At 58.8% G+C, this 20,644-nt stretch carries 18 protein-coding genes and 1 pseudogene; 8 read left to right on the top strand and 11 right to left on the bottom strand.

Annotated elements, in window-relative coordinates; translation table 11 throughout:
* Window positions 1-6: 6 nt before the first annotated feature.
* Window positions 7-2,130 carry a putative bifunctional diguanylate cyclase/phosphodiesterase gene (locus PMI18_RS27680; RefSeq protein ID WP_007894943.1) on the bottom strand — a complete coding sequence of 708 codons (2,124 nt, stop codon included), beginning with the start codon at window positions 2,128-2,130 and terminating at the stop codon, window positions 7-9.
* Window positions 2,131-2,446: 316 nt separating this feature from the next.
* Here PMI18_RS27680 and PMI18_RS27685 point away from each other — a divergent pair, with 316 nt between their 5' ends.
* Window positions 2,447-3,115, top strand: a complete 669-nt coding sequence (locus PMI18_RS27685; protein ID WP_007894942.1) for a polysaccharide lyase family 7 protein — start codon at window positions 2,447-2,449, stop codon at window positions 3,113-3,115.
* Between the two features lie 580 nt (window positions 3,116-3,695).
* Window positions 3,696-4,058, top strand: a pseudogene (locus PMI18_RS0129240) (DUF6124 family protein).
* A gap of 754 nt (window positions 4,059-4,812) precedes the next feature.
* Here the strand turns inward: PMI18_RS0129240 and PMI18_RS0129235 are convergent.
* From PMI18_RS0129235 to tkt, 7 genes are all read right to left on the bottom strand, one after another.
* Entirely contained in the window at window positions 4,813-5,328 is a 516-nt protein-coding gene (locus PMI18_RS0129235; protein WP_007894939.1) for a hypothetical protein, read from the bottom strand.
* A 127-nt stretch (window positions 5,329-5,455) separates the two neighbouring features.
* The gene (fba, locus tag PMI18_RS27690) at window positions 5,456-6,520 is read right to left on the bottom strand and encodes a class II fructose-bisphosphate aldolase (protein ID WP_007894938.1); all 1,065 of its coding nucleotides are present in this window, start codon (window positions 6,518-6,520) and stop codon (window positions 5,456-5,458) included.
* Between the two features lie 253 nt (window positions 6,521-6,773).
* The gene (locus tag PMI18_RS27695) at window positions 6,774-7,106 is read right to left on the bottom strand and encodes an MliC family protein (RefSeq protein WP_007894936.1); all 333 of its coding nucleotides are present in this window, start codon (window positions 7,104-7,106) and stop codon (window positions 6,774-6,776) included.
* 56 nt (window positions 7,107-7,162) lie between these two features.
* Window positions 7,163-7,384, bottom strand: coding sequence for a hypothetical protein (locus tag PMI18_RS27700; protein WP_007894934.1), 222 nt, complete (start codon window positions 7,382-7,384; stop codon window positions 7,163-7,165).
* Window positions 7,385-7,418: 34 nt separating this feature from the next.
* Complete coding sequence (locus PMI18_RS27705) at window positions 7,419-8,582, bottom strand: phosphoglycerate kinase (protein WP_007894933.1); 1,164 nt, start codon at window positions 8,580-8,582, stop codon at window positions 7,419-7,421.
* Between the two features lie 25 nt (window positions 8,583-8,607).
* Entirely contained in the window at window positions 8,608-9,669 is a 1,062-nt protein-coding gene (gene epd / locus PMI18_RS27710; RefSeq protein ID WP_007894931.1) for an erythrose-4-phosphate dehydrogenase, read from the bottom strand.
* 154 nt (window positions 9,670-9,823) lie between these two features.
* The gene (gene tkt / locus PMI18_RS27715) at window positions 9,824-11,821 is read right to left on the bottom strand and encodes a transketolase (protein WP_007894929.1); all 1,998 of its coding nucleotides are present in this window, start codon (window positions 11,819-11,821) and stop codon (window positions 9,824-9,826) included.
* 273 nt (window positions 11,822-12,094) lie between these two features.
* On the opposite strand from tkt, the gene PMI18_RS27720 reads away from it, so the two are divergent.
* The 4 genes from PMI18_RS27720 to PMI18_RS27735 all read left to right on the top strand — a co-directional run bounded on the left by PMI18_RS27720 (window position 12,095) and on the right by PMI18_RS27735 (window position 16,760).
* Entirely contained in the window at window positions 12,095-13,090 is a 996-nt protein-coding gene (locus PMI18_RS27720; RefSeq protein WP_007894928.1) for an ArsR/SmtB family transcription factor, read from the top strand.
* Between the two features lie 18 nt (window positions 13,091-13,108).
* Entirely contained in the window at window positions 13,109-14,299 is a 1,191-nt protein-coding gene (gene metK / locus PMI18_RS27725) for a methionine adenosyltransferase (protein WP_007894927.1), read from the top strand.
* A 295-nt stretch (window positions 14,300-14,594) separates the two neighbouring features.
* On the top strand, window positions 14,595-16,274 hold the full coding sequence (gene ligB / locus PMI18_RS27730; protein ID WP_007894926.1) for an NAD-dependent DNA ligase LigB: 1,680 nt from the start codon (window positions 14,595-14,597) through the stop codon (window positions 16,272-16,274).
* A 90-nt stretch (window positions 16,275-16,364) separates the two neighbouring features.
* The gene (locus tag PMI18_RS27735) at window positions 16,365-16,760 is read left to right on the top strand and encodes a DUF1090 domain-containing protein (protein ID WP_007894925.1); all 396 of its coding nucleotides are present in this window, start codon (window positions 16,365-16,367) and stop codon (window positions 16,758-16,760) included.
* 168 nt (window positions 16,761-16,928) lie between these two features.
* Here PMI18_RS27735 and PMI18_RS27740 read toward each other — a convergent pair whose 3' ends face one another.
* Window positions 16,929-17,378, bottom strand: a complete 450-nt coding sequence (locus tag PMI18_RS27740) for a c-type cytochrome (protein WP_007894921.1) — start codon at window positions 17,376-17,378, stop codon at window positions 16,929-16,931.
* Between the two features lie 128 nt (window positions 17,379-17,506).
* Between PMI18_RS27740 and mltA the strand changes: the two genes are divergently transcribed.
* Entirely contained in the window at window positions 17,507-18,679 is a 1,173-nt protein-coding gene (mltA, locus tag PMI18_RS27745) for a murein transglycosylase A (RefSeq protein WP_007894920.1), read from the top strand.
* 116 nt (window positions 18,680-18,795) lie between these two features.
* Here the strand turns inward: mltA and PMI18_RS27750 are convergent, their stop codons facing one another.
* Complete coding sequence (locus PMI18_RS27750; RefSeq protein WP_007894919.1) at window positions 18,796-19,179, bottom strand: MAPEG family protein; 384 nt, start codon at window positions 19,177-19,179, stop codon at window positions 18,796-18,798.
* A 50-nt stretch (window positions 19,180-19,229) separates the two neighbouring features.
* A complete protein-coding gene (locus PMI18_RS27755) occupies window positions 19,230-20,063 on the bottom strand; it encodes an EamA family transporter (protein ID WP_007894918.1) in 834 nt (277 codons plus the stop codon).
* A 222-nt stretch (window positions 20,064-20,285) separates the two neighbouring features.
* On the opposite strand from PMI18_RS27755, the gene PMI18_RS27760 reads away from it, so the two are divergent.
* Window positions 20,286-20,644, top strand: a 359-nt coding sequence (locus PMI18_RS27760; protein ID WP_007894917.1) for an MFS transporter, incomplete at its 3' end; no start/stop codon positions are given.

Here is a 20,644-nt window from a genome sequence, read left to right as displayed (position 1 = left end):
ACGAATTCAACTCGTCAGCGCGCTCCAGTCGAACGGCTCGACAAAGTGACGGGTGTCCTCGGCCATCAACGGCCGCGCGACCAGAAACCCCTGCACATACTGGCAACCGTTGGCTTGCAGCCATTCATATTGCGCCACCGTCTCCACCCCTTCAGCGATGACTAACAGACCGAACTGTTTGCACAAATCGATGACACTGCGTGCCAGCGCTGCATCCCGTTCGGATCCCGGCAACCGGGCGATCAAATGCCGGTCGAGTTTGAGCGTGTCCAGTTCCAGGTCGCGCAAGTGCGCCAGCGAACAAGCCCCGGAACCAAAGTCATCCAGCGCCACCCGCACTCCCAAATTGCGCAGCAAACGCAGCTGCTTGCGGGTTTCGTCGGGGTTAAGCATCAAGGCCTCTTCCGTGACCTCGACCTCTAGCTGCCGCGGTTTCAAACCATGGCGGTCCAGCACCTGGCGCAGCTCGGTGACCAGGTTGGGCAATCCGAATTGCGTGCTGCTCAAACTGACGCCCAGCACCAGATCTTCGGCAAACAAGGTTTCCCAGGCTTTTCGCTGTTTGGCCCCACGATGGTAAATCCAGCTGCCCAGGCGACTGATCAACCGCGCCTCTTCCAGCAACGGCAAAAACAGCCCCGGCGGCACATCGCCGACACTCGGATGCTGCCAGCGCAGCAACGCCTCGAACCCGCGAATCTGCCCGTCGGCAATGGCTACCTGAGGCTGATACACCAGGTTGAAATCACGGTTCTCGATGGCCGTGCGCACGCTCTCTTCGAGCATCAACCGCGAGCGCGCCCGGCCATTCATTTCGTGATCGTAGAAGCGATATTGCTGACGCCCGGCACGCTTGGCTTCGTACATGGCGATGTCGGACGCCCGCATTAACCCGTCGAGATTAGCCCCGCAGTCGGGGTAAGTGGCGATGCCGATGCTGGCGCCCAAGGCGATGTCCATGCCTTCGATTTGCTGACAGATCGACACCCGCTCGATGAGCTTCTCGGCAATCTTCGCCGCGTGCTCGGGGAGCTCAAGATCCAGCAGCGCGGTGAACTCATCGCCACCCATCCGCGCCAGAATATCGAAGGGCCGCAGACACGCCTTCAACTGCTCGGACACCCATCGCAGCACCCGGTCGCCAGCATCGTGGCCGAGGGAATCATTGACCCGCTTGAAGCCGTCGAGGTCCAGGTACAACAGCACCCATGTGCTGTCGGAGCGTTCGCCGCGCAGCAGCAGGTTTTCAACCGTCTGATAAAACCCCCGGCGATTGAGCAGCCCGGTCAGCGGATCGGTCACCGCCTGAAACTCCAGCTGCTGATGCAGATGGTGCACCACCGACATGTCCAGCACCGTCACCACCATGGCATTTTGTTCGGTGGGCAAAGGCGCGCAGGACAATGCCACCGGCACTTGCTGACCGGGCGCGGTACGCAGCAACGCATCGTGCAGGCGCAGCGTTTCACCGCGCTTGTAGCAGGCAAACAATTCGGAGTCGGCCCAGATCGGGATGTGCGGTTTTTGCAGGAAATCCAGAAACTCCTTGCCTTGCAGCTCATGCACCGTGGCATTGAGCAAGCGGGACATTGCCGGATTGGCAAAGCGAATCAACCCGTCCTCGCCCACCACCAAAATGCCTTCGGCGGCGTTATCCAGCACCGAGGCATTGAAGGCACGAGCGGCTTCCAGGTCATGGCTCAACTGCTGCAAAGCACGGCGATTACGCTGATGCTCAAGCAGGGCCTGGACTTTGGGTTTGAGAATTTGCGGGTCGAACGGTTTGAACAGGTAATCCACCGCGCCACTGGCGTAGCCCCTGATCACGGCGTCCTGGGATTGTTCGTTGGCAGTAAGGAAAATGATCGGCGTGAGGCGGGTTCGCTGACTGCCACGCATCAGGCGCGCCACTTCGAAACCGTCCATACCCGGCATCTGCACGTCCAGCAGTACCAGGTCGACATCGTGTTCGAGTAACAGACTGAGCGCTTCAAACCCGGAAGCCGCGGTGATGACCTGCCAGTCCTGGCGCTGTAACAAAGCGCGCATGCTGATCAGGTTTTCGGGGTAATCATCAACGATTAAAAGGATTGAGCTGCCTTCAGCTGGCATAGGTTGTGCGCATTCCATGCTGCATCTCTTGTTCGGGACCTCAGGCCGGTCTCTTGTGAAAACCGGACACATAATGCGACTTCACTCTAGACCCGGATCCGCGAAAGCAGAAGCTACCGGTGTGCCATCACCTCAGTAAAGTTTCACATAGCCGACTAACGGTCAGTCCTACAGGCCCCGGAAACCGGGAGAGATGGCATTTCGACAGGATGTTGACGTCAACCATCTGCCAAACGGGCATTAACAAACAACCGCTCTACGCTTATAAAGACAGCCCGAAGGCGCGGGCTAGAGCTTCTGGCACGTGCGTACAGAAAAAAGTGGAAGCTCGAATATGATCGATCTCGCAACCTGGAACCTCAGCGTTCCTGTCGGCAGTCCGCCGTACACCGTTGAAACAACCAAACTGGTGGACGGCTTCAAGGATCAATACTTCCACTCCGACACCGGCACCTTGTTTTTTTGGGCCCCGGTAACCGGCACCCGCACTGAAAACGCGATTTACCCTCGCACCGAACTGCGCGAAACCTACAGCAATGGCACGCTGAAAAACTGGTACTACCCCGACGCGGACAACTTTCTGCGTGCGACCCTTACGGTCAGCAAGGTACCCAGCACGGGCAAGATTGTCATTGGTCAGATCCATGCCTACAAAAGCCAGAAGCCCATGGTGAAGCTCGAATATCAATACAAGGACTCCAGCGAGACCGGAAACATCGTCGCCAAAGTCCGCATGCACCCCGACGACGACACCGCCCGGGTCATCACCATCGCCACCGGCGTGAAACTCGATCGGGAGTTTTCCTACCTCATCCACCTCAGCCCCGGCGGTGCATTGGGCATCAGTGCGGCGGGTTACCAATGGGACACCGACATCAGCGCGATGTGGCGTGATAAACCGCTGTACTTCAAGGCCGGCGCCTATGTGCAGGACAACACCGGCTATACCACTGAAGGCGGGGAAGTGAACTTCAGCAAGCTGGATATCGATCACGACACCTGAGGCGACTCGATCTCCTGTAGGAGCTGCCGAAGGCTGCGATCTTTTGATCTTCTGCTCCAAAAACTTCGTAGGAATCCACCCATTGTGGCGAGGGAGCTTGCTCCCGTTGGGCTGCGCAGCAGTCCTCTTTTTTGGGGGCCGCTTCGCGTCCCAGCGGGAGCAAGCTCCCTCGCCACAGGTTCTTTTTATGTCCAACTCCATCCCTTCACTGACCGGCATCAGCCCCCACTTAAACGCCCACGTTTAAAGACACTCAGCGTTACTTCATGAAGCCTACAACGGCTTGCGTCACCGCCTACAGGTACGCCAGAATCCGCCGGCTTGTGCGCCTTGAAGCCCACCGGTAACTTAATTCGCGTCACTGATTTCCAGTGATCGGGTTTAGTAGCCCGTGGTTTCGAGCTTGGTGCACAAGCATCTGTCAGTCAGGGATTTCGATTCCTGCGCTTGATGGTAACTGTGCGCAGGGCACCTTCGGGTGCGCCGGCTTGCTCGAAACCCCGGTCTACTAACCTGCGTACAGTTGCCTCCACTTTGATTAGTAGCCAGAGAGGGGGCACTCCAATCAGGTTTCGAGCAAATGACTAAATCAACGCCGCATCCGCCGGTCACCGACCCGGCATCCCCCTACGAATCCCCCGACTCAAAAAAATTCCACAAAGCCGCCGAGCGCGCCCTCGACCATTACCTCAACCCGGCCGCCAAAATCATGGCCACCACCAACGAACCCGAGCCCATGTACTTGGCCAATCCGAAGTAGAACACCGAATCCCTGCTGGCCAACGCCAGCGAAACACTGGGCTCGGCCACCACCATGCTCAACAATTTCGCGGCGCTGCTGGAAACCTCCCATCGCAAGACCCTGCTGGGCATCGCCCAAGTGGTCATGCTCGGCGAGCTGGCGGTGAACCAGGCGCTGGACCACGTCGAGCTGAAGGAGTAATCGCGGCTCGGTTGGACCAAGGCGAGCAAACTTGCTTCCAATAAAAAACCCGCCTCTCGGCGGGTTTTTATCAACGCAACTTAACGCTCAGGCTCAGTTAACCTTAGCGTTCAACTCACTGAATAAGGGACGATTAAATAAATCTGTCCCCTTTTCTCACAGGCTAAGAACGAACCTGGCATCCGCAAAACTCGCAGGACTGCTCCGACTGTGGCGAGGGGGCTTGCCCCCGTTGGGCTGCGAAGCAGCCCCAAACCCTCTACCCGATATCCTCAGACCCACCGCAGTGCCCGGTTTTACGACGGCTGCGCCGCCGAACGGGGGCAAGCCCCCTCGCCACAAGACCGCGCAGGCGTCCTACACTCCGGTTGCAGTCACCAAAGTCGCCCGGATCATGGTCTAGGACATTGCCGATGTGTTTGGGGTAATTGAACAGCGTGGGTTTGATTCTCCCAAGGCTCAGTAATCAATTTTCAAGAAATATAAAACCCGCATCTCTGCGGGTTTTATATTACTTGCTTATTCTGATTCTTTCGGAAGCGTGAACGGTACAGGTCCTTTAGAGCTTTTGATACTTCCCGGCGCTGGTGCAATTGGAATAGTAGCCTGCCCGTCTAATTTGACAGCCATTAACTATTGGCAACAATAACAAAAAAGACACAGGAGATTATTTAATTGATCCGCCCCTTCCTCTCTGTAAAAAACAGCATTTTTCGGTCTTTACCCAACACCTCCAAGCACTACTGAGATTGAGCTATTTCTTATCACCTTTAAAAACAAAAGTCCCCTTAGCTGAAACCTTTTCTTTAGGGGCGGAATACTCAAAAAAGCCTTCAGGATATTCTCCGCTCTTTTCCAACGTCACTTTACCTTCAGTTATTGTCTGATACCCGCTGACTGGAAAATCGGTAATCGCTAAGATATCAGGATGTGGAAGTTCGTATACTTTTGCTTCTAAAGTCCTTAAAAACCGTAGCATTATGTGATAATCCCTTCCACCTATATCTTCCATGGCATGAAAATAAAAATAACCCTCATATACTTGCCGCCATGGCGATGCATTAAGTTTGTGCGACACACCGCTACCATCAGTTACAAAGGCCTTTACAATACCTGTATCTTGAACCTTCTCTTTATTGATTGTGTTCATGTACTCACCACCACCTTTCAAATTATCGGAAACCAAAGAATAGATTTTGGTGGCAGCCCTACCAACTGTTATTTCTGATAGTTTTTTATACCAATTCGAAATAACCCATAGTGCATACACCTGAGTTCCCGCCTGCCAGGATTTTAAATCGAACTACTGAAACAAGATAAATATCACCGTTAAATCTCCGCCCACAAAAAACCCGCCTCACGGCGGGTTTCTTATAAACGCTGTTTAACGCAGAGGCTTAATTAACCTTAGCGTTCAACTCACCCTTCAAATACCGCTGATACATCGCTTCCAACGAGATCGGCTTGATCTTCGAAGCATTGCCCGCCGTACCAAACTGCTCATAACGTGCGATACACACATCACGCATAGCAGTCACGGTCGCGCCGAAGAACTTACGCGGATCGAATTCGCTAGGGTTGGTGGCCATCAGGCGACGCATCGCACCGGTGGAGGCCAGGCGCAGGTCGGTGTCGATGTTAACCTTGCGCACGCCGTGCTTGATGCCTTCGACGATTTCTTCAACCGGTACGCCGTAGGTTTCTTTGATGTCGCCGCCGTACTGGTTGATGATCGCCAGCCACTCTTGCGGAACCGAAGACGAACCGTGCATTACCAGGTGGGTGTTCGGGATGCGTTTGTGGATTTCCTTGATGCGGTCGATGGCCAGCACGTCGCCGGTAGGTGGCTTGGTGAATTTGTAGGCGCCGTGGCTGGTGCCGATGGCGATGGCCAGGGCATCGACTTGGGTGCGTTTGACGAAGTCAGCAGCTTCTTCCGGGTCGGTCAGCATTTGGCTGTGATCCAGAACGCCTTCGGCGCCGATGCCGTCTTCTTCACCGGCCATGCCGGTTTCCAGCGAACCCAGGCAGCCCAGCTCGCCTTCTACCGAAACGCCGCAGGCGTGAGCCATGGCTACGGTTTGTTGGGTGACACGGACGTTATAGTCGTAGTCGGTCGGGGTCTTGCCGTCTTCGCCTAGGGAGCCGTCCATCATCACCGAGCTGAAGCCCAGTTGGATGGAGCGCTGGCAGACGTCAGGGCTGGTGCCGTGGTCCTGGTGCATGCACACCGGGATGTGCGGGAATTCTTCGATTGCCGCCAGGATCAGGTGACGCAGGAACGGGGCGCCTGCGTATTTGCGAGCACCGGCCGAAGCCTGGACGATCACCGGGGAGTCAGTCTTGTCAGCGGCTTCCATGATGGCGCGCATCTGCTCAAGGTTGTTGACGTTGAAGGCTGGAACGCCGTAGCCGAACTCGGCTGCGTGGTCCAGCATCTGGCGCATGCTGATAAGTGCCATTGTGTGTGTCTCTCCCGGTTGAGGGTCGTTAATCGTGCCAGCCTGCCGTAGCGGCGGCGGCTATTCAAGTTATTGCAGATCGGGGGTTGGCCCGGGCTGCGAATTCGGTGTTGCCTAAATCTCTACAAGCCGTCGATTTCCTGTAGGAGCGAAGCTTGCTCGCGAAGGGGTCATCATATTCAACACAGGTGTTGTCAGTTAAACCGCTTTCGCGAGCAAGCTTCGCTCCTACAGGTTTTGCGCAAGCTTTCAATTACTCGGCTTTACAACCGCGGCCGATCAAATCGTTGGTGGCGACCCAGTAAACCAGGCCTTCCTCACCTTTTACGTGAAACGCCAGCATGTCGTTGCTGTACAGCGAACCTTCGGCGCCCGGTTCAAGCTTCAAGCGGTAGACCTGATCGGCACCGCCCAGGCGAACGTCGACTTGCTTGCGGTTGATGTCAGTGTAGCGCCAGAGCACTTTGGCCTGGCTATCGCAAGTCCAGGTGGTCCAACTGCCCGCTGGCTCGGCAGCGTTGAACAGGTTCAAATTGGCGCAACCTGCCAGCAATGCCAATGCTGCAACGGCGATAAAGCCTTTCATCCGTGTTCCTCGACTGACGGCACACGCCGCCAGCCTTGAGTAAAGAGTCAGACCCCTCAAGGACAACCATGTTCCTTGGCCGGGGTCTGTGTCTCGTATTTGTCCAGGCCATCGGGCCCGGAGCGCTTGTTGATCACCGGGTTGGTTTCCGCTTGCCAGTCGGCTTGGTAGCAGCCTTTTTCGTGTGTTTGCGGCGCGGGCTCCGGCGTGGCTTTCGGGTTACTCCCGCAAGCCGCCAGCATACCCGCGGCGATCAACAGCATTAAGGTCCTGACCATGTGAACACTCCTTTGCCTGGTCAAATGGGCGGCCTCAGGCCTTGGCCCGGCTTTCCAGGACTTCAACGGCCGGCAGCACTTTGCCTTCGACGAATTCGAGGAACGCGCCGCCGCCGGTAGAAATGTAGGAGATCTGCTCGGCAACGCCATATTTATCGATGGCCGCCAAGGTGTCGCCGCCGCCAGCGATGGAGAACGCCGAGCTTTCGGCGATGGCTTGGGCCAGCACTTTGGTGCCGTTACCGAACTGGTCGAACTCGAACACGCCCACCGGGCCGTTCCACAGGATGGTCTTGGACGACTTCAACAGCTCGGCGAAATTCGCCGCGGTCTGTGGGCCGATGTCCAGGATCATGTCGTCTGCGGCCACGTCGGCAATCAGCTTGACGGTCGCGGTAGCGCTTTCAGCGAATTCCTTGGCAACCACCACGTCCACCGGCAGTGGCACGCTGACTTTGGCAGCGATTTCACGGGCGGTGTCCAACAGGTCCGGCTCGTACAAGGATTTGCCGACCGGGTGACCAGCAGCAGCCAGGAAGGTGTTGGCGATGCCGCCGCCGACGATCAGCTGGTTGCAGATCTGGCTCAGGCTGTTGAGCACGTCGAGTTTGGTCGACACCTTGGAGCCGGCAACGATAGCGGCCATTGGCTGAGCCGGGGCGCCCAAGGCCTTGCCCAGTGCGTCCAGTTCGGCGGCCAGCAACGGGCCAGCAGCAGCGACTTTGGCGAACTTGGCCACGCCGTGGGTCGATCCCTCGGCGCGGTGAGCGGTGCCGAAAGCGTCCATCACAAACACGTCGCACAGGGCTGCGTATTGCTTGGCCAGTTCGTCAGCGTTCTTTTTCTCGCCCTTGTTGAAGCGCACGTTTTCGAACAGCACGATGTCGCCGGCTTTCACGTCGACGCCACCCAGGTAATCGGACACCAGCGGCACTTCGCGGCCCAAGGCTTTGCTCAGGTAGTCAGCGACTGGCTTGAGGCTGTTCTCGGCCGAGAACTCGCCTTCGGTCGGACGGCCAAGGTGCGAGCAGACCATCACGGCCGCGCCTTTTTCCAGGGCCAGCTTGATGGTCGGCAGCGAAGCCAGGATTCGCGCATCGCTGGTGACAACACCGTCCTTGACTGGGACGTTGAGGTCTTCGCGGATCAGTACGCGCTTACCTTGCAGATCGAGGTCGGTCATCTTCAACACGGTCATGGGTCGCATTTCCTGGATAGCTGTTTTAGAGAGCAGGTTTTGGTTGTGGTGCAGCTGTTTGCAAATAGTGTTCTGCAACGTCCAGCATTCGATTGGCAAAACCCCATTCGTTGTCGAACCAGGCCAGGATGTTCACCAGCCGAGGGCCGGAAACGCGTGTCTGACTGGCATCGACGATGGCCGAATGTGGGTCATGATTAAAATCACAACTGGCGTGAGGCAACTCGGTGTAGGCCAGAAGGCCCTTGAGCGGGCCATGGGTGGCGGCTTCGCGCAGAATCCGGTTGACCTCGGTGGCGTCGGTATCGCTTACGGTCTGCATCGTAATGTCGAGGCAGGACACGTTAACCGTCGGCACCCGCACGGCTTTGGCCTGAATTCGCCCGGCAAGTTCCGGCAGCAGGCGTTCAATGCCTCGCGCCAGACCAGTGGACACCGGAATCACCGACTGGAACGCCGAACGGGTGCGGCGCAGGTCTTCGTGGTGATAGGCGTCAATGACCGGCTGATCGTTCATCGCCGAGTGGATGGTGGTGATCGACACGTATTCCAGACCAATGGCCTGATCCAGCAGGCGCAATAGCGGCACGCCGCAGTTGGTGGTGCAGGAGGCGTTGGACACCAGCAGCTCGTCGCCGGTCAGGCAATCCTGGTTCACACCGTAGACGATGGTGGCGTCGACATCCGCCTCGCTGGCCATCGGCTGGGAAAACAGCACCCGTGGCGCGCCGGCGTCGAGGAATCGCTGGCCATCGGCACGCGTGTGATAAGCGCCGGAGCACTCCAGCACCAGATCGACGCCCAGTGACGCCCAATCGATGCCTTCGGGGGTGGCACTGCGCAGGACCTTCACGCAGTCGCCTTTAATATGCAGACAATCGCCCTCGACCCTCACCTCACCGGGAAACCGCCCGTGAGTGGAGTCAAAGCGTGTCAGGTATTCGATGCTGGCCATGTCGGCCAGATCGTTGATCGCGACAATTTCAAACCCGGCCGTCGAGCCTCGCTCAAACAACGCACGCAAGACGCAACGACCAATCCGGCCGTAGCCGTTGAGTGCAACTTTGTAAGGACGCGGTTGAGGCATGGGGTTCTCGATTACCGTGGTGAATCCGTCAGTGTTGCGTTGAATGTTCAATTGCCTTCGCGGGCAAGCCTCGCTCCTACATGGGCGGTGTAAATCCCTGTAGGAGCGAGGCTTGCCCGCGAAGACGTCAGCACAGACAACGCAACTGTCGGACTTAGTCTTCCAGCAGCTCTTCAGCCTGACCCAGGATGTTTTCCAGGGTGAAGCCGAACTCTTCGAACAAGGCAGGCGCAGGCGCCGACTCGCCGTAGGTGGTCATGCCGATCACGCGGCCTTCCAGGCCCACGTACTTGTACCAGTAGTCCGCGTGAGCAGCTTCGATGGCGATACGGGCGCTGACCTGCAATGGCAGGACCGCTTGCTTGTAGCCAGCGTCCTGGGCTTCGAAGACGCTGGTGCACGGCATCGAAACAACACGCACCTTGCGGCCTTGCTCGGTCAGTTTGTCGAAGGCTTGAACGGCCAGGCCGACTTCCGAACCGGTGGCGATCAGGATCAGCTCAGGCTCGCCTGCGCAGTCCTTCAACACGTAACCGCCGCGATTGATGCACTCAATCTGCACCGCGTCACGAGTTTGGTGCTGCAGGTTCTGACGGGAGAAGATCAGTGCCGACGGGCCATCGTCACGCTCCAGAGCGCATTTCCAGGCCACTGCCGATTCAACGGCATCGGCTGGACGCCAGGTGTCGAGGTTCGGCGTGCAGCGCAGGCTGGCCAGTTGCTCGATCGGCTGGTGAGTCGGGCCGTCTTCGCCCAGACCGATGGAGTCGTGGGTGAACACATAGATGATGCGTTTCTTCATCAGCGCCGACATGCGCACTGCGTTGCGGGCGTATTCCATGAACATCAGGAAGGTCGCGCCGTAAGGCACCAGGCCGCCGTGCAGGGCCACGCCGTTCATGATCGCGCTCATGCCGAACTCGCGAACGCCGTAGTACATGTAGTTGCCGCTGGCGTCTTCGGCGGTGACGCCTTTGCAACCTTTCCACAGGGTCAGGTTGGAACCGGCCAGGTCAGCCGAACCGCCGAGCAGTTCCGGCAGCAGCGGGCCGAACGCGTTCAGGGCGTTCTGGCTGGCTTTACGGCTGGCGATGGTTTCGCCCTTGGCCGCGACTTCAGCGATGTAAGCAGCCGCTTTTTCCGCGAAGTCTTCCGGCAGGTCGCCGCTCAGACGACGAACCAGCTCGTTGGCCAGCTCCGGGAAGGCCGCGGAGTAAGCAGCGAAACGCTGATCCCACTCGGCTTCGGCAGCGCGACCGGCTTCCTTGGCATCCCACTCGGCATAGATGTTGGCCGGGATTTCGAACGGGCCGTGGTTCCACTTCAGTGCTTCACGGGTCAGCGCGATTTCCGCGTCACCCAATGGGGCGCCGTGGCAATCTTCCTTGCCTTGCTTGTTCGGCGAACCGAAACCGATGGTGGTCTTGCAGCAGATCAGCGTCGGCTGCTCGCTTTTGCGCGCCGTGTCGATGGCGATCTTGATTTCTTCCGGGTCATGACCGTCGACGTTGCGGATCACCTGCCAGTTGTAGGCCTCGAAACGCTTCGGCGTGTCGTCGGTGAACCAGCCTTCGACTTCGCCGTCGATGGAGATGCCGTTGTCATCGTAGAAGGCGATCAGTTTGCCCAGGCCCAAGGTCCCGGCCAGGGAGCTGACTTCGTGGGAAATGCCTTCCATCATGCAGCCATCACCCAGGAACACGTAGGTGTGGTGATCGACAACGTTATGCCCGGGACGGTTGAACTGCGCCGCCAGGACTTTTTCTGCCAGGGCGAAACCCACGGCATTGGCCAGGCCTTGACCCAGTGGACCGGTGGTGGTTTCAACGCCCGGGGTGTAACCGAACTCCGGGTGACCCGGGGTGCGGCTGTGCAGCTGGCGGAAGTTTTTCAGGTCATCGATCGACAGGTCATAGCCGGTCAGGTGCAGCAGCGAGTAGATCAGCATCGAACCGTGACCGTTGGACAGCACGAAGCGGTCACGGTCAGCGAACGATGGATTGCTCGGGTTGTGCTTCAGGTAGTCACGCCAAAGTACTTCGGCGATATCCGCCATACCCATAGGGGCACCGGGATGGCCGCTGTTGGCTTTTTGCACGGCATCCATGCTGAGGGCACGAATGGCGTTGGCACGCTCACGACGGCTGGGCATCGCTGTTCTCCTGCGGATATTGAATCGAGAGTGAATAAAACGAAACGGAAAAAAGGCGAGCATTTTCCCTCACCGACCCGCCTCGGGGCAATGACAGATAGTCATCTGAAGGCGTTTTTCCAATGGATAACAGCGTATTCGACGGGTGAAACCTTTCCGCTGTTCGTTTGCTGACTAAACCTAACGCTGAGAAATGCCATCCATCGAGCAATATCAAAACTTTTTGATATTGCTCTTGCGGTGATTTATGACCGTCACTAGACTGCTGGCCTTATGAATTTACGCGCGCCTTCCATTCGACATGACGATTGCGATGAGCTGGCGGCCCTGTGCAAGGCCGGCGGCGATCCTCTGCGGCTGAATGTATTGCGCGCACTGGCCAACGATTCGTTCGGCGTACTGGAACTGGCGCAGATCTTCGGCATCGGCCAGTCCGGCATGAGTCATCACCTCAAGGTTTTGGCCCAGGCCGATCTGGTGGCGACCCGTCGTGAAGGCAATGCGATTTTCTACCGTCGCGCCCTGCCCCACACAGATCTGCTGGGCGGCAAGCTGCATGCCGCGCTGCTGGAAGAAGTGGACAACCTGACCCTGCCGACTGACGTTCAGTCGCGGATCGGTCAGGTCCATGGGCAGCGAGCGGCGGCCAGCCAGGACTTTTTCTCACGGGTCGCGGAGAAGTTTCGTGCCCAGCAAGACCTGATTGCCGGCCTGCCGCAGTACCGCGAAAGCGTGGTGGCACTGCTCGACAAACTGAGTTTCGGCCCCGAAGCCACAGCCATCGAAGTGGGCCCTGGCGATGGCGGCTTTCTGCCGGAACTGGCACGTCGTTTCGCTCAAGTCGCGGCGCTGGACAACAGCCCGGCGATGCTCGATCTGGCCCGCCAGCTCTGCGAACGTGAAATGCTGGCTAACGTCAGCCTGCAATTGGCCGATGCATTGAACGGTGTCAGCCACAAGGCTGATTGCGTTGTACTGAACATGGTACTGCACCATTTCGCCGCGCCGGCCGACGCACTCAAGCGCATGGCCGACTTGCTGCAACCGGGCGGTAGCCTGCTCGTGACAGAGTTATGTAGCCACAACCAGAGTTGGGCCAGGGAGGCCTGCGGTGATCTCTGGTTGGGGTTTGAACAGGACGATCTGGCCCGTTGGGCCACCGCTGCGGGACTCGTTCCCGGGGAAAGCCTCTATGTAGGCTTACGTAATGGTTTCCAGATTCAGGTCCGCCATTTTCAGCGACCGACTGGCGACACTCACCATCGGTAAATTCAGGAAAAAATCGAGATGAGCGAATACTCCCTCTTCACCTCCGAGTCCGTGTCTGAAGGGCATCCGGACAAAATCGCCGACCAGATTTCCGATGCGGTGCTGGACGCCATCATTGCTGAAGACAAGTTCGCCCGCGTAGCGTGCGAGACTCTGGTGAAAACCGGCGTGGCAATCATCGCAGGTGAAGTCACCACGTCGGCCTGGGTCGACCTGGAAGACATCGTCCGTAACGTGATTCTCGACATCGGCTACAACAGCTCCAATGTCGGTTTCGACGGCGCGACCTGCGGCGTGATGAACATCATCGGCAAGCAGTCCCCCGACATCAACCAAGGCGTTGATCGTGCCAAGCCTGAAGACCAGGGCGCCGGCGACCAGGGCCTGATGTTCGGCTACGCCAGCAACGAAACCGACGTGCTGATGCCAGCACCGATCACCTTCTCGCACCAGCTGGTTCAACGTCAGGCTGAAGCCCGTAAATCCGGCCTGCTGCCTTGGCTGCGCCCGGACGCCAAGTCGCAAGTGACTTGCCGTTACGAAGGCGGCAAGGTTGTCGGTATCGACGCGGTTGTATTGTCGACCCAGCACAACCCTGACGTGTCCTACAAAGACCTGCGCGAAGGCGTGATGGAGCTGATCGTCAAGCACGTACTGCCTGCCGAACTGCTGTCCAAAGACACCCAGTTCCACATCAACCCGACCGGCCAGTTCATCATCGGTGGCCCGGTTGGCGACTGCGGCCTGACCGGCCGCAAGATCATCGTCGACAGCTATGGCGGCATGGCTCGTCACGGCGGTGGCGCGTTCTCCGGCAAGGATCCATCGAAGGTTGACCGTTCGGCGGCCTATGCCGGTCGTTACGTGGCCAAGAACATCGTTGCCGCCGGCCTGGCCGAGCGTTGCGAAATTCAGGTTTCCTACGCGATCGGTGTTGCCCAGCCTACGTCGATTTCGTTGAACACCTTCGGCACCGGCAAAATCAGCGACGACAAGATCGTCAAACTGGTTCGCGAAGTGTTCGACCTGCGTCCATACGCAATCACCACCATGCTTGACCTGCTGCACCCGATGTACCAGGAAACCGCTGCGTACGGCCACTTCGGTCGCACCCCGAGCACCAAGACTGTGGGCGACGATACGTTCACCACTTTCACCTGGGAAAAAACTGACCGCGCCGACGACCTGCGTGTCGCTGCGGGCCTGTAAGACTTTTCCTGCGGTACCCAAAGCCCCGCACGGTTCGCCGTGCGGGGCTTTTTATTGTTCTGCTGCTTGAGACCATGTCGCCGCCTTCGCGAGCAAGCCCGCTCCCACACTTGATCTCGGTCACTCACAGCATCTGTGTACACAAAAGATCCCATGTGGGAGCGGGCTTGCTCGCGAAGAGGCCAGCCCAGCAACCTCTGTCTCATGCCAGAAACACTCAGCAAAAAAAACCACCCTTCGCGCCTACCAGTACTGATCTAGCCTTCAAGCATCCCACTGAGCAAGGACGCTCTCGATGCTGCCCAACCTGCACCTGCTTTTCGCTTTCCTGCTGACCCTCGCCAGCCAGACCGCCAATGCCGCCGAATGCCCCGATTGGCCTTCCGACCGCGCGCAGGAAGAAATCACTACCCTGCAACTGCAAATCGATCGCTGGGACGACAGCTACCACCGTGAAGGCCAGTCGCTGATCGCCGATGAACTCTACGATCAGTCCCGCGCGCGGCTGACCGAATGGCGCGAGTGTTTTGATTCAGGCCCCTCCACTGAGCCATTGCGTACGGCCGGCGGCACGGTTACTCACCCCATCGCCCATACCGGCCTGGAAAAACTGCGCGATGGGCGCGCCGTCGAAGCCTGGCTGAACGATCGGGGCGAGGTGTGGATTCAGCCCAAGGTAGACGGTGTGGCGGTGACGTTGATTTATCGCAACGGCTGGTTGCACCGGGCGATCAGTCGAGGCGACGGGGCAAGCGGCCAGGACTGGACAGCCGCGGCACGCCAGATCGCCGCCATCCCGCAAAAACTTTCGCAGTCGCTGGACTTGCTGGTGCAAGGCGAACTCTATTGGCGCCTGACCGAACACGTGCAAGCCCAGGCCGGCAGCCTCAATGCCCGGGCCACGGTGGCCGGGTTGATGGCGCGCAAGGCGCTTAGCACCGAGCAAGCCGCCGGTATCGGGTTGTTTGTCTGGGATTGGCCACAGGGCCCGAAAAACCTGCCGGCCCGGGTAGCGGCTCTGGATGAATTGGGGTTCCCGAGCACGGCGACCTACAGTCAGCCGATCAAGGCATTTGCCGATGCCAAACGCTGGCGCGATCACTGGTATCGCTCCCCCCTGCCCTTTGCCAGCGATGGGGTCGTGTTGCGCCAGGGCCAGCGCCCACCGGCCGAGCGCTGGCAGGCGAAAGCGCCTTACTGGAGCGTCGCCTGGAAATACCCTTTTGCCCAGGCGCTGGCCGAAGTGCGCAAGGTTCACTTCAAGATTGGACGAACCGGCCGGATCACACCGGTGCTGGATCTGGTACCGGTGTTGCTTGATGACCGACAGATCAAGCACGTGAGCGCCAGCTCCCTGCAACGCTGGGAAGCGCTGGACATCCGGCCCGGCGATCAGGTCGCCATCAGCCTGGCGGGGCTGACTATCCCCAGGCTCGATGGTGTCGTATTGCGCAGCACCGAACGCCCGGAATTGAATGTACCGCTGACAACAGACTTTCATTCTTTAAGCTGCTGGCAACCTACACCAGGATGCGAAAGCCAATTTCTCGCACGCCTGGCCTGGCTCAGTGGTAAACAGGGGCTGGCATTGCCTCATGTCGGGCCAGGCACCTGGGAGAAACTGCTCAAGGCCGAACGCCTCGACAGTCTGCTCGATTGGATGACCCTTGATGGGCAAGAGCTTGCTAACATTGACGGCTTCGGTGAGCGCAGCAGTGCTCGTCTTTTGAACAGTTTCAACAGCGCCCGGCAACGCCCATTCGCTCGCTGGCTCAAAGCCCTGGGCTTGCCGCCAACCGGCCAGGCACGTCTCGCCGATTCATGGCAGGCGCTGGCGCAACGAAACACCGAACAATGGCAGGCCGAAGCCGGCATCGGCCCACGGCGCGCAGCGCAATTGAGCGCATTTTTCCGCGACCCGCAGGTCCTGGCCTTGAGTGAGACATTACGTGTTGCCGGGATTGACGGTTTCTAGACGCCAGCCCTGCCTGAGAACCGGGAACCCAAAGGTGCCGATGCGCTCAAACAGCCCATCGCTATATCGAATTTTTCACCTGGAGCTTTTATGAAACTTCTTTCACCGCTCGCCGTGTTGACCCTGTGCAGCGTGATGGCCGCTCCATTGATGGCTGACGAAGACGCCCCGGGCCTGACCGGCTGTGCAGCTAAAAAACAGGGCATCATCAACCAGATTGAACTGGCCAAGTCCCGCGGCAACGCCGATCAACAGGCGGGCCTGGAAACCGCCCTGAACGAAGTGACTGCCCATTGCACCGACGCCTCCTTGAAGAAGGAACGGGAAAACAAGGTGCTCGACGCCAAGCACGAAGTCAGCACGCGTCAGGCCGACCTCGAGAAGGCGATGAAAAAAGGCGACGCCGAGAAGATCAACAAGCGCAAAGACAAACTGGCTCAATCGCGCAAGGAGTTGCAGGAAGCGCTGGATGAGCTGGATAAGTAGTCCGGCTTGAACAAGGGGCTTTTGTGGCGAGGGGGCTCGCCCCGGTTGGGTTGCGAAGCAGCCCCAAAATGGCAACCGCAATCAATCTATCGGATTGCATTGGCTGGATTGCGACTGCTGCGCAGTCGAACGGGGGCAAGCCCCCTCGCCACGGGAAAGCGCTGCAAATCAATGATCCCGAAACTCTTTATGGCACGCACTGCAGGCATCTTCGACTTTCTGTACCGCCGGCCCCAGATTGCTGACCTTGTAGGGCTGAACCTTGCTGGCAATCACCAGTTCACCGGTGGCGTCTTCAAGGGTGCGGGCCATTTCCTGGAAGCGTGCCTGCTTCTGCCAGACATCATCCTTGGCGCTGGTGTGATCTTCTTCGCGCACCTGCGGGAAATGTTTCCACGGCTCACGGGACAAGGCATCAAGTTTCACGGCGCCGTCGGCGAATTTCGGGCCATCGAACGGAATACGCCCACGCAACATGCCGCCCAGATCTTCGCCGGTCTTGAGCATCTGCTTGAAGATCGCCTTGCGCTGACCCAGCGGCGAGTTCGGGTCGACACCACCGCAGGCAGACAAGGTCAGGCAGGCCAGCAATACAACAGAAAGTCTTTTAAGAGTCATGGTGGCTTCAGGTCACTGGAAACGGCGGCCAGTATCCTCGCGTCACCGGCAAAGACCAATAGCCCTATTATCAATACGGGTTGTTTGAGCGCATGGAGCACTCAGGCAACCGACAAAGGAATTACTCCATGAACAGCCGTTTCAAGGCATGGCGTCACAATCTGGCCTGGACCCTTCCGATGGTGGCCGTGCTGGCGGGTTGCACCGGCGGCGACAGCAGCAAACCGAAAACCCACGCACTGGCGACCTACTCCAGCGCCACCTGGGAAGCGCTTCCGGCGGTGTCCGACAACGACCTCGTCGCCGGCTTCGGCTCGTGGCGCAGCGCCTGCACCCGACTCAAGGCCGACCCGGTCTGGGGCGGCACCTGTGCGGCTTCCGCCAATGTGCAGCCAACCGCCAAGGACATCCGCGGCTTCCTCAAACAGAATCTGGACGTCTATGGCCTGCGTGCCGCCAATGACAACCCCAACGGCCTGATTACCGGTTACTACGAACCGGTGTACCCCGGCAGCCTGACCCAGACCGAGGAAGCCAACATCCCGGTGTACGGTGTGCCCGAGGACATGATCATCGTCTCGCTGGACAGTATCTATCCGGAACTCAAAGGCAAGCGCCTGCGGGGAAGGCTCGAAGGTCGCGTGCTCAAGCCGTACGACGACGCGGCAACCATTGAAACCAAAGGCGTGAAGGCGCCGGTGATTGCCTGGCTGACCGACCCGATGAACCTGCAGTTCCTGCAAATCCAGGGTTCGGGTCGCATCCAGCTTGATGACGGTCGTCAGTTGCGCGTCGGTTACGCCGATCAGAACGGCCACCCGTATCGACCCATCGGCCGCTGGCTGATGGACCAGGGTGAGCTGAAGAAAGAAGACGTGACCATGGGCGCTATCAGCACCTGGGCCAAGGCGAATCCTGCGCGTATTCCCGAACTGCTTGGCAGCAACCCCAGCTACGTGTTCTTCACCCGCAACCCCGACAGCAACGAAGGACCGCGCGGCTCGCTGAATGTCCCGCTGACCGCAGGTTATAGCGCGGCGGTGGACCGCAAGGTGATTCCACTCGGCAGCTTGTTGTGGTTATCGACCACACGACCGGACGGCAGCGCACTGGTACGCCCGGTGGCCGCGCAAGACACTGGCGGCGCGATCGCCGGTGAGGTCCGCGCGGACCTGTTCTGGGGCACGGGCGAGGCGGCCGGGCAATTGGCCGGCGACATGAAACAACAGGGGCAAATCTGGATGCTTTGGCCTAAGGGGGCGGCGTTGCCGCAAGTGCCGCAGGTAGCTGACAAACTTTAAAAACAAAAGATCGCAGGCTGCGCCAGCTCCTACAGGGATCGATGTTCATCCGCGATATTGCGGCGCACGCGGCCAATGTAGGAGCTGCCGAAGGCTGCGATCTTTTGATCTTGCCTTTAAACCGACACCACAAAGAAACTGACGATCAACCCCATCCCCACAAACCATACCAGCGACCGCAATATCGCCCAGTCCGCCAAGTAGCAGATGATGAAGAGCAGCCGACTGGTGATGAACAGCACCGACAGCACATTAATCGTCACCAGCTCGGCATTGCCGGCCAAGTGAGCCACGATCACCGCCGCCGCAAACGCCGGGGTCACTTCAAAACTGTTCAGTTGCGCCGCATGCGCCCGCCTGCCCAAGCCTTCCAGGGAATCGAGAAACCTCCGAGGGTCATGATTGTGTCTAAGCCCGTACCCGCCACTGATCTTGGCGATGCCTATGCACAAGTAAGGCAAAAAGAGCGCAATCAAAATGCACCACAGAGCAACCGTCATAACGCAGTCCCTTCTTCAAGTTATAGAAAATCGAATTCCATCAGCGGCGACTACAACTTCATCACCAACATGCCGATCAGCACCAGCCCACAGGCCAAGAGCCGGGGCCTGCCGAAAGGCTCTTTGAGGTAGCGCATACCGAACAGCACGACCAGAATCACGCTGATCTCGCGCAGCGCCGCCGCCTCGGCAATCGAACCGAGCTGCATGGCCCACAGCACCAGAGCGTAGCTGAACAGCACGCAAAACCCGACCGCCAATCCCAACCGCCACTGTTCGCGCCAGAACAGCATGAACGCCGGGCGTTTGCGCACCAGCGCCAGCAACGGGAATGGCCAGGCACTGAGCAATGTGACCCATACCAGGTAGTCCAGCGGATGGGACCAGCGTCGCAAGGCCTGGCCATCGATGAAGGTGTAACAACCGATGCACAATCCGATCAGTGCCACCACCGGCAGCATTGACCACGGCAGACGTACCCCGCCACCGCCCTGCCAGAGCAGGCACAACATGCCGAACGGGATCAGCAAAATCCCGAAGATCTGCTGAGCCGTCAGCACTTCCCCGGCGAAGATCAGCGTCAGTGCCAGCACCACCAGCGGCGACAGTCCACGCATCAACGGATAGACCAGCCCGAGATCGCCGACCCGATAGGCCTGGATCAACAGGTAGCGATAGAGCAACTCAAATGCCGCTGACGCGAGAATCCACGGCCACATCTCCAGTGGCGGCAGCGCCACGAAGGGCAGCATCAGGGCGACAAACAGCAGCGCAACGCTGTCCATGCAGGCCACCACCAACAGCCGCTCCGCGCTGAATTTGATCAGGGTATTCCACGCCGCGTGCAACAGCGCCGCCACCAACACCAGAACCGTCGCAAGCACGGCACACTCCTTATTTTCCCCTCCACCCACCCCTACATGGGCGGGGCAGAGAATTGATTCGCCATATGTCCGCAGCTGTTTATACTGCAAGCGACCACGCCGCACTCAGTTGCGCACACACTAATTCCAATAATTCCTGCCTCTGCCCGCTCTCACCGAGAACGGTCGTCGGCCTGCGCATGCCTGATCAAAGCGTCAAGACTACCGACAGAGACCTTGCGCATGCCACTCGCCTTGCTTGCACTGGCCGTTGCCGCCTTCGGCATCGGCACCACCGAATTCGTCATCATGGGCTTGCTGCCCGATGTCGCCCGCGACCTCGCCGTGAGCATTCCTAACGCGGGGCTGCTCATCACCGGTTACGCTCTGGGCGTGGTGTTCGGTGCGCCGATCCTCGCGGTCGGCACCGCCAACATGCCGCGCAAAGCCACATTGCTGGGCATGACGCTGATGTTCATTCTCGGCAATATCCTCTGCGCCCTGGCGCCGAACTACGCCACTTTGATGGCCGCGCGGGTGATCACGGCGCTGTGCCATGGTGCGTTCTTCGGCATCGGCTCGGTGGTCGCCGCCGGTCTGGT

This window comes from Pseudomonas sp. GM102 (genome assembly GCF_000282555.1).
Taxonomy (GTDB): Bacteria; Pseudomonadota; Gammaproteobacteria; order Pseudomonadales; family Pseudomonadaceae; genus Aquipseudomonas.
The sequence above is the reverse complement of the archived record's forward strand: the minus strand, read 5'-3'. Positions and strand labels throughout refer to the sequence as shown.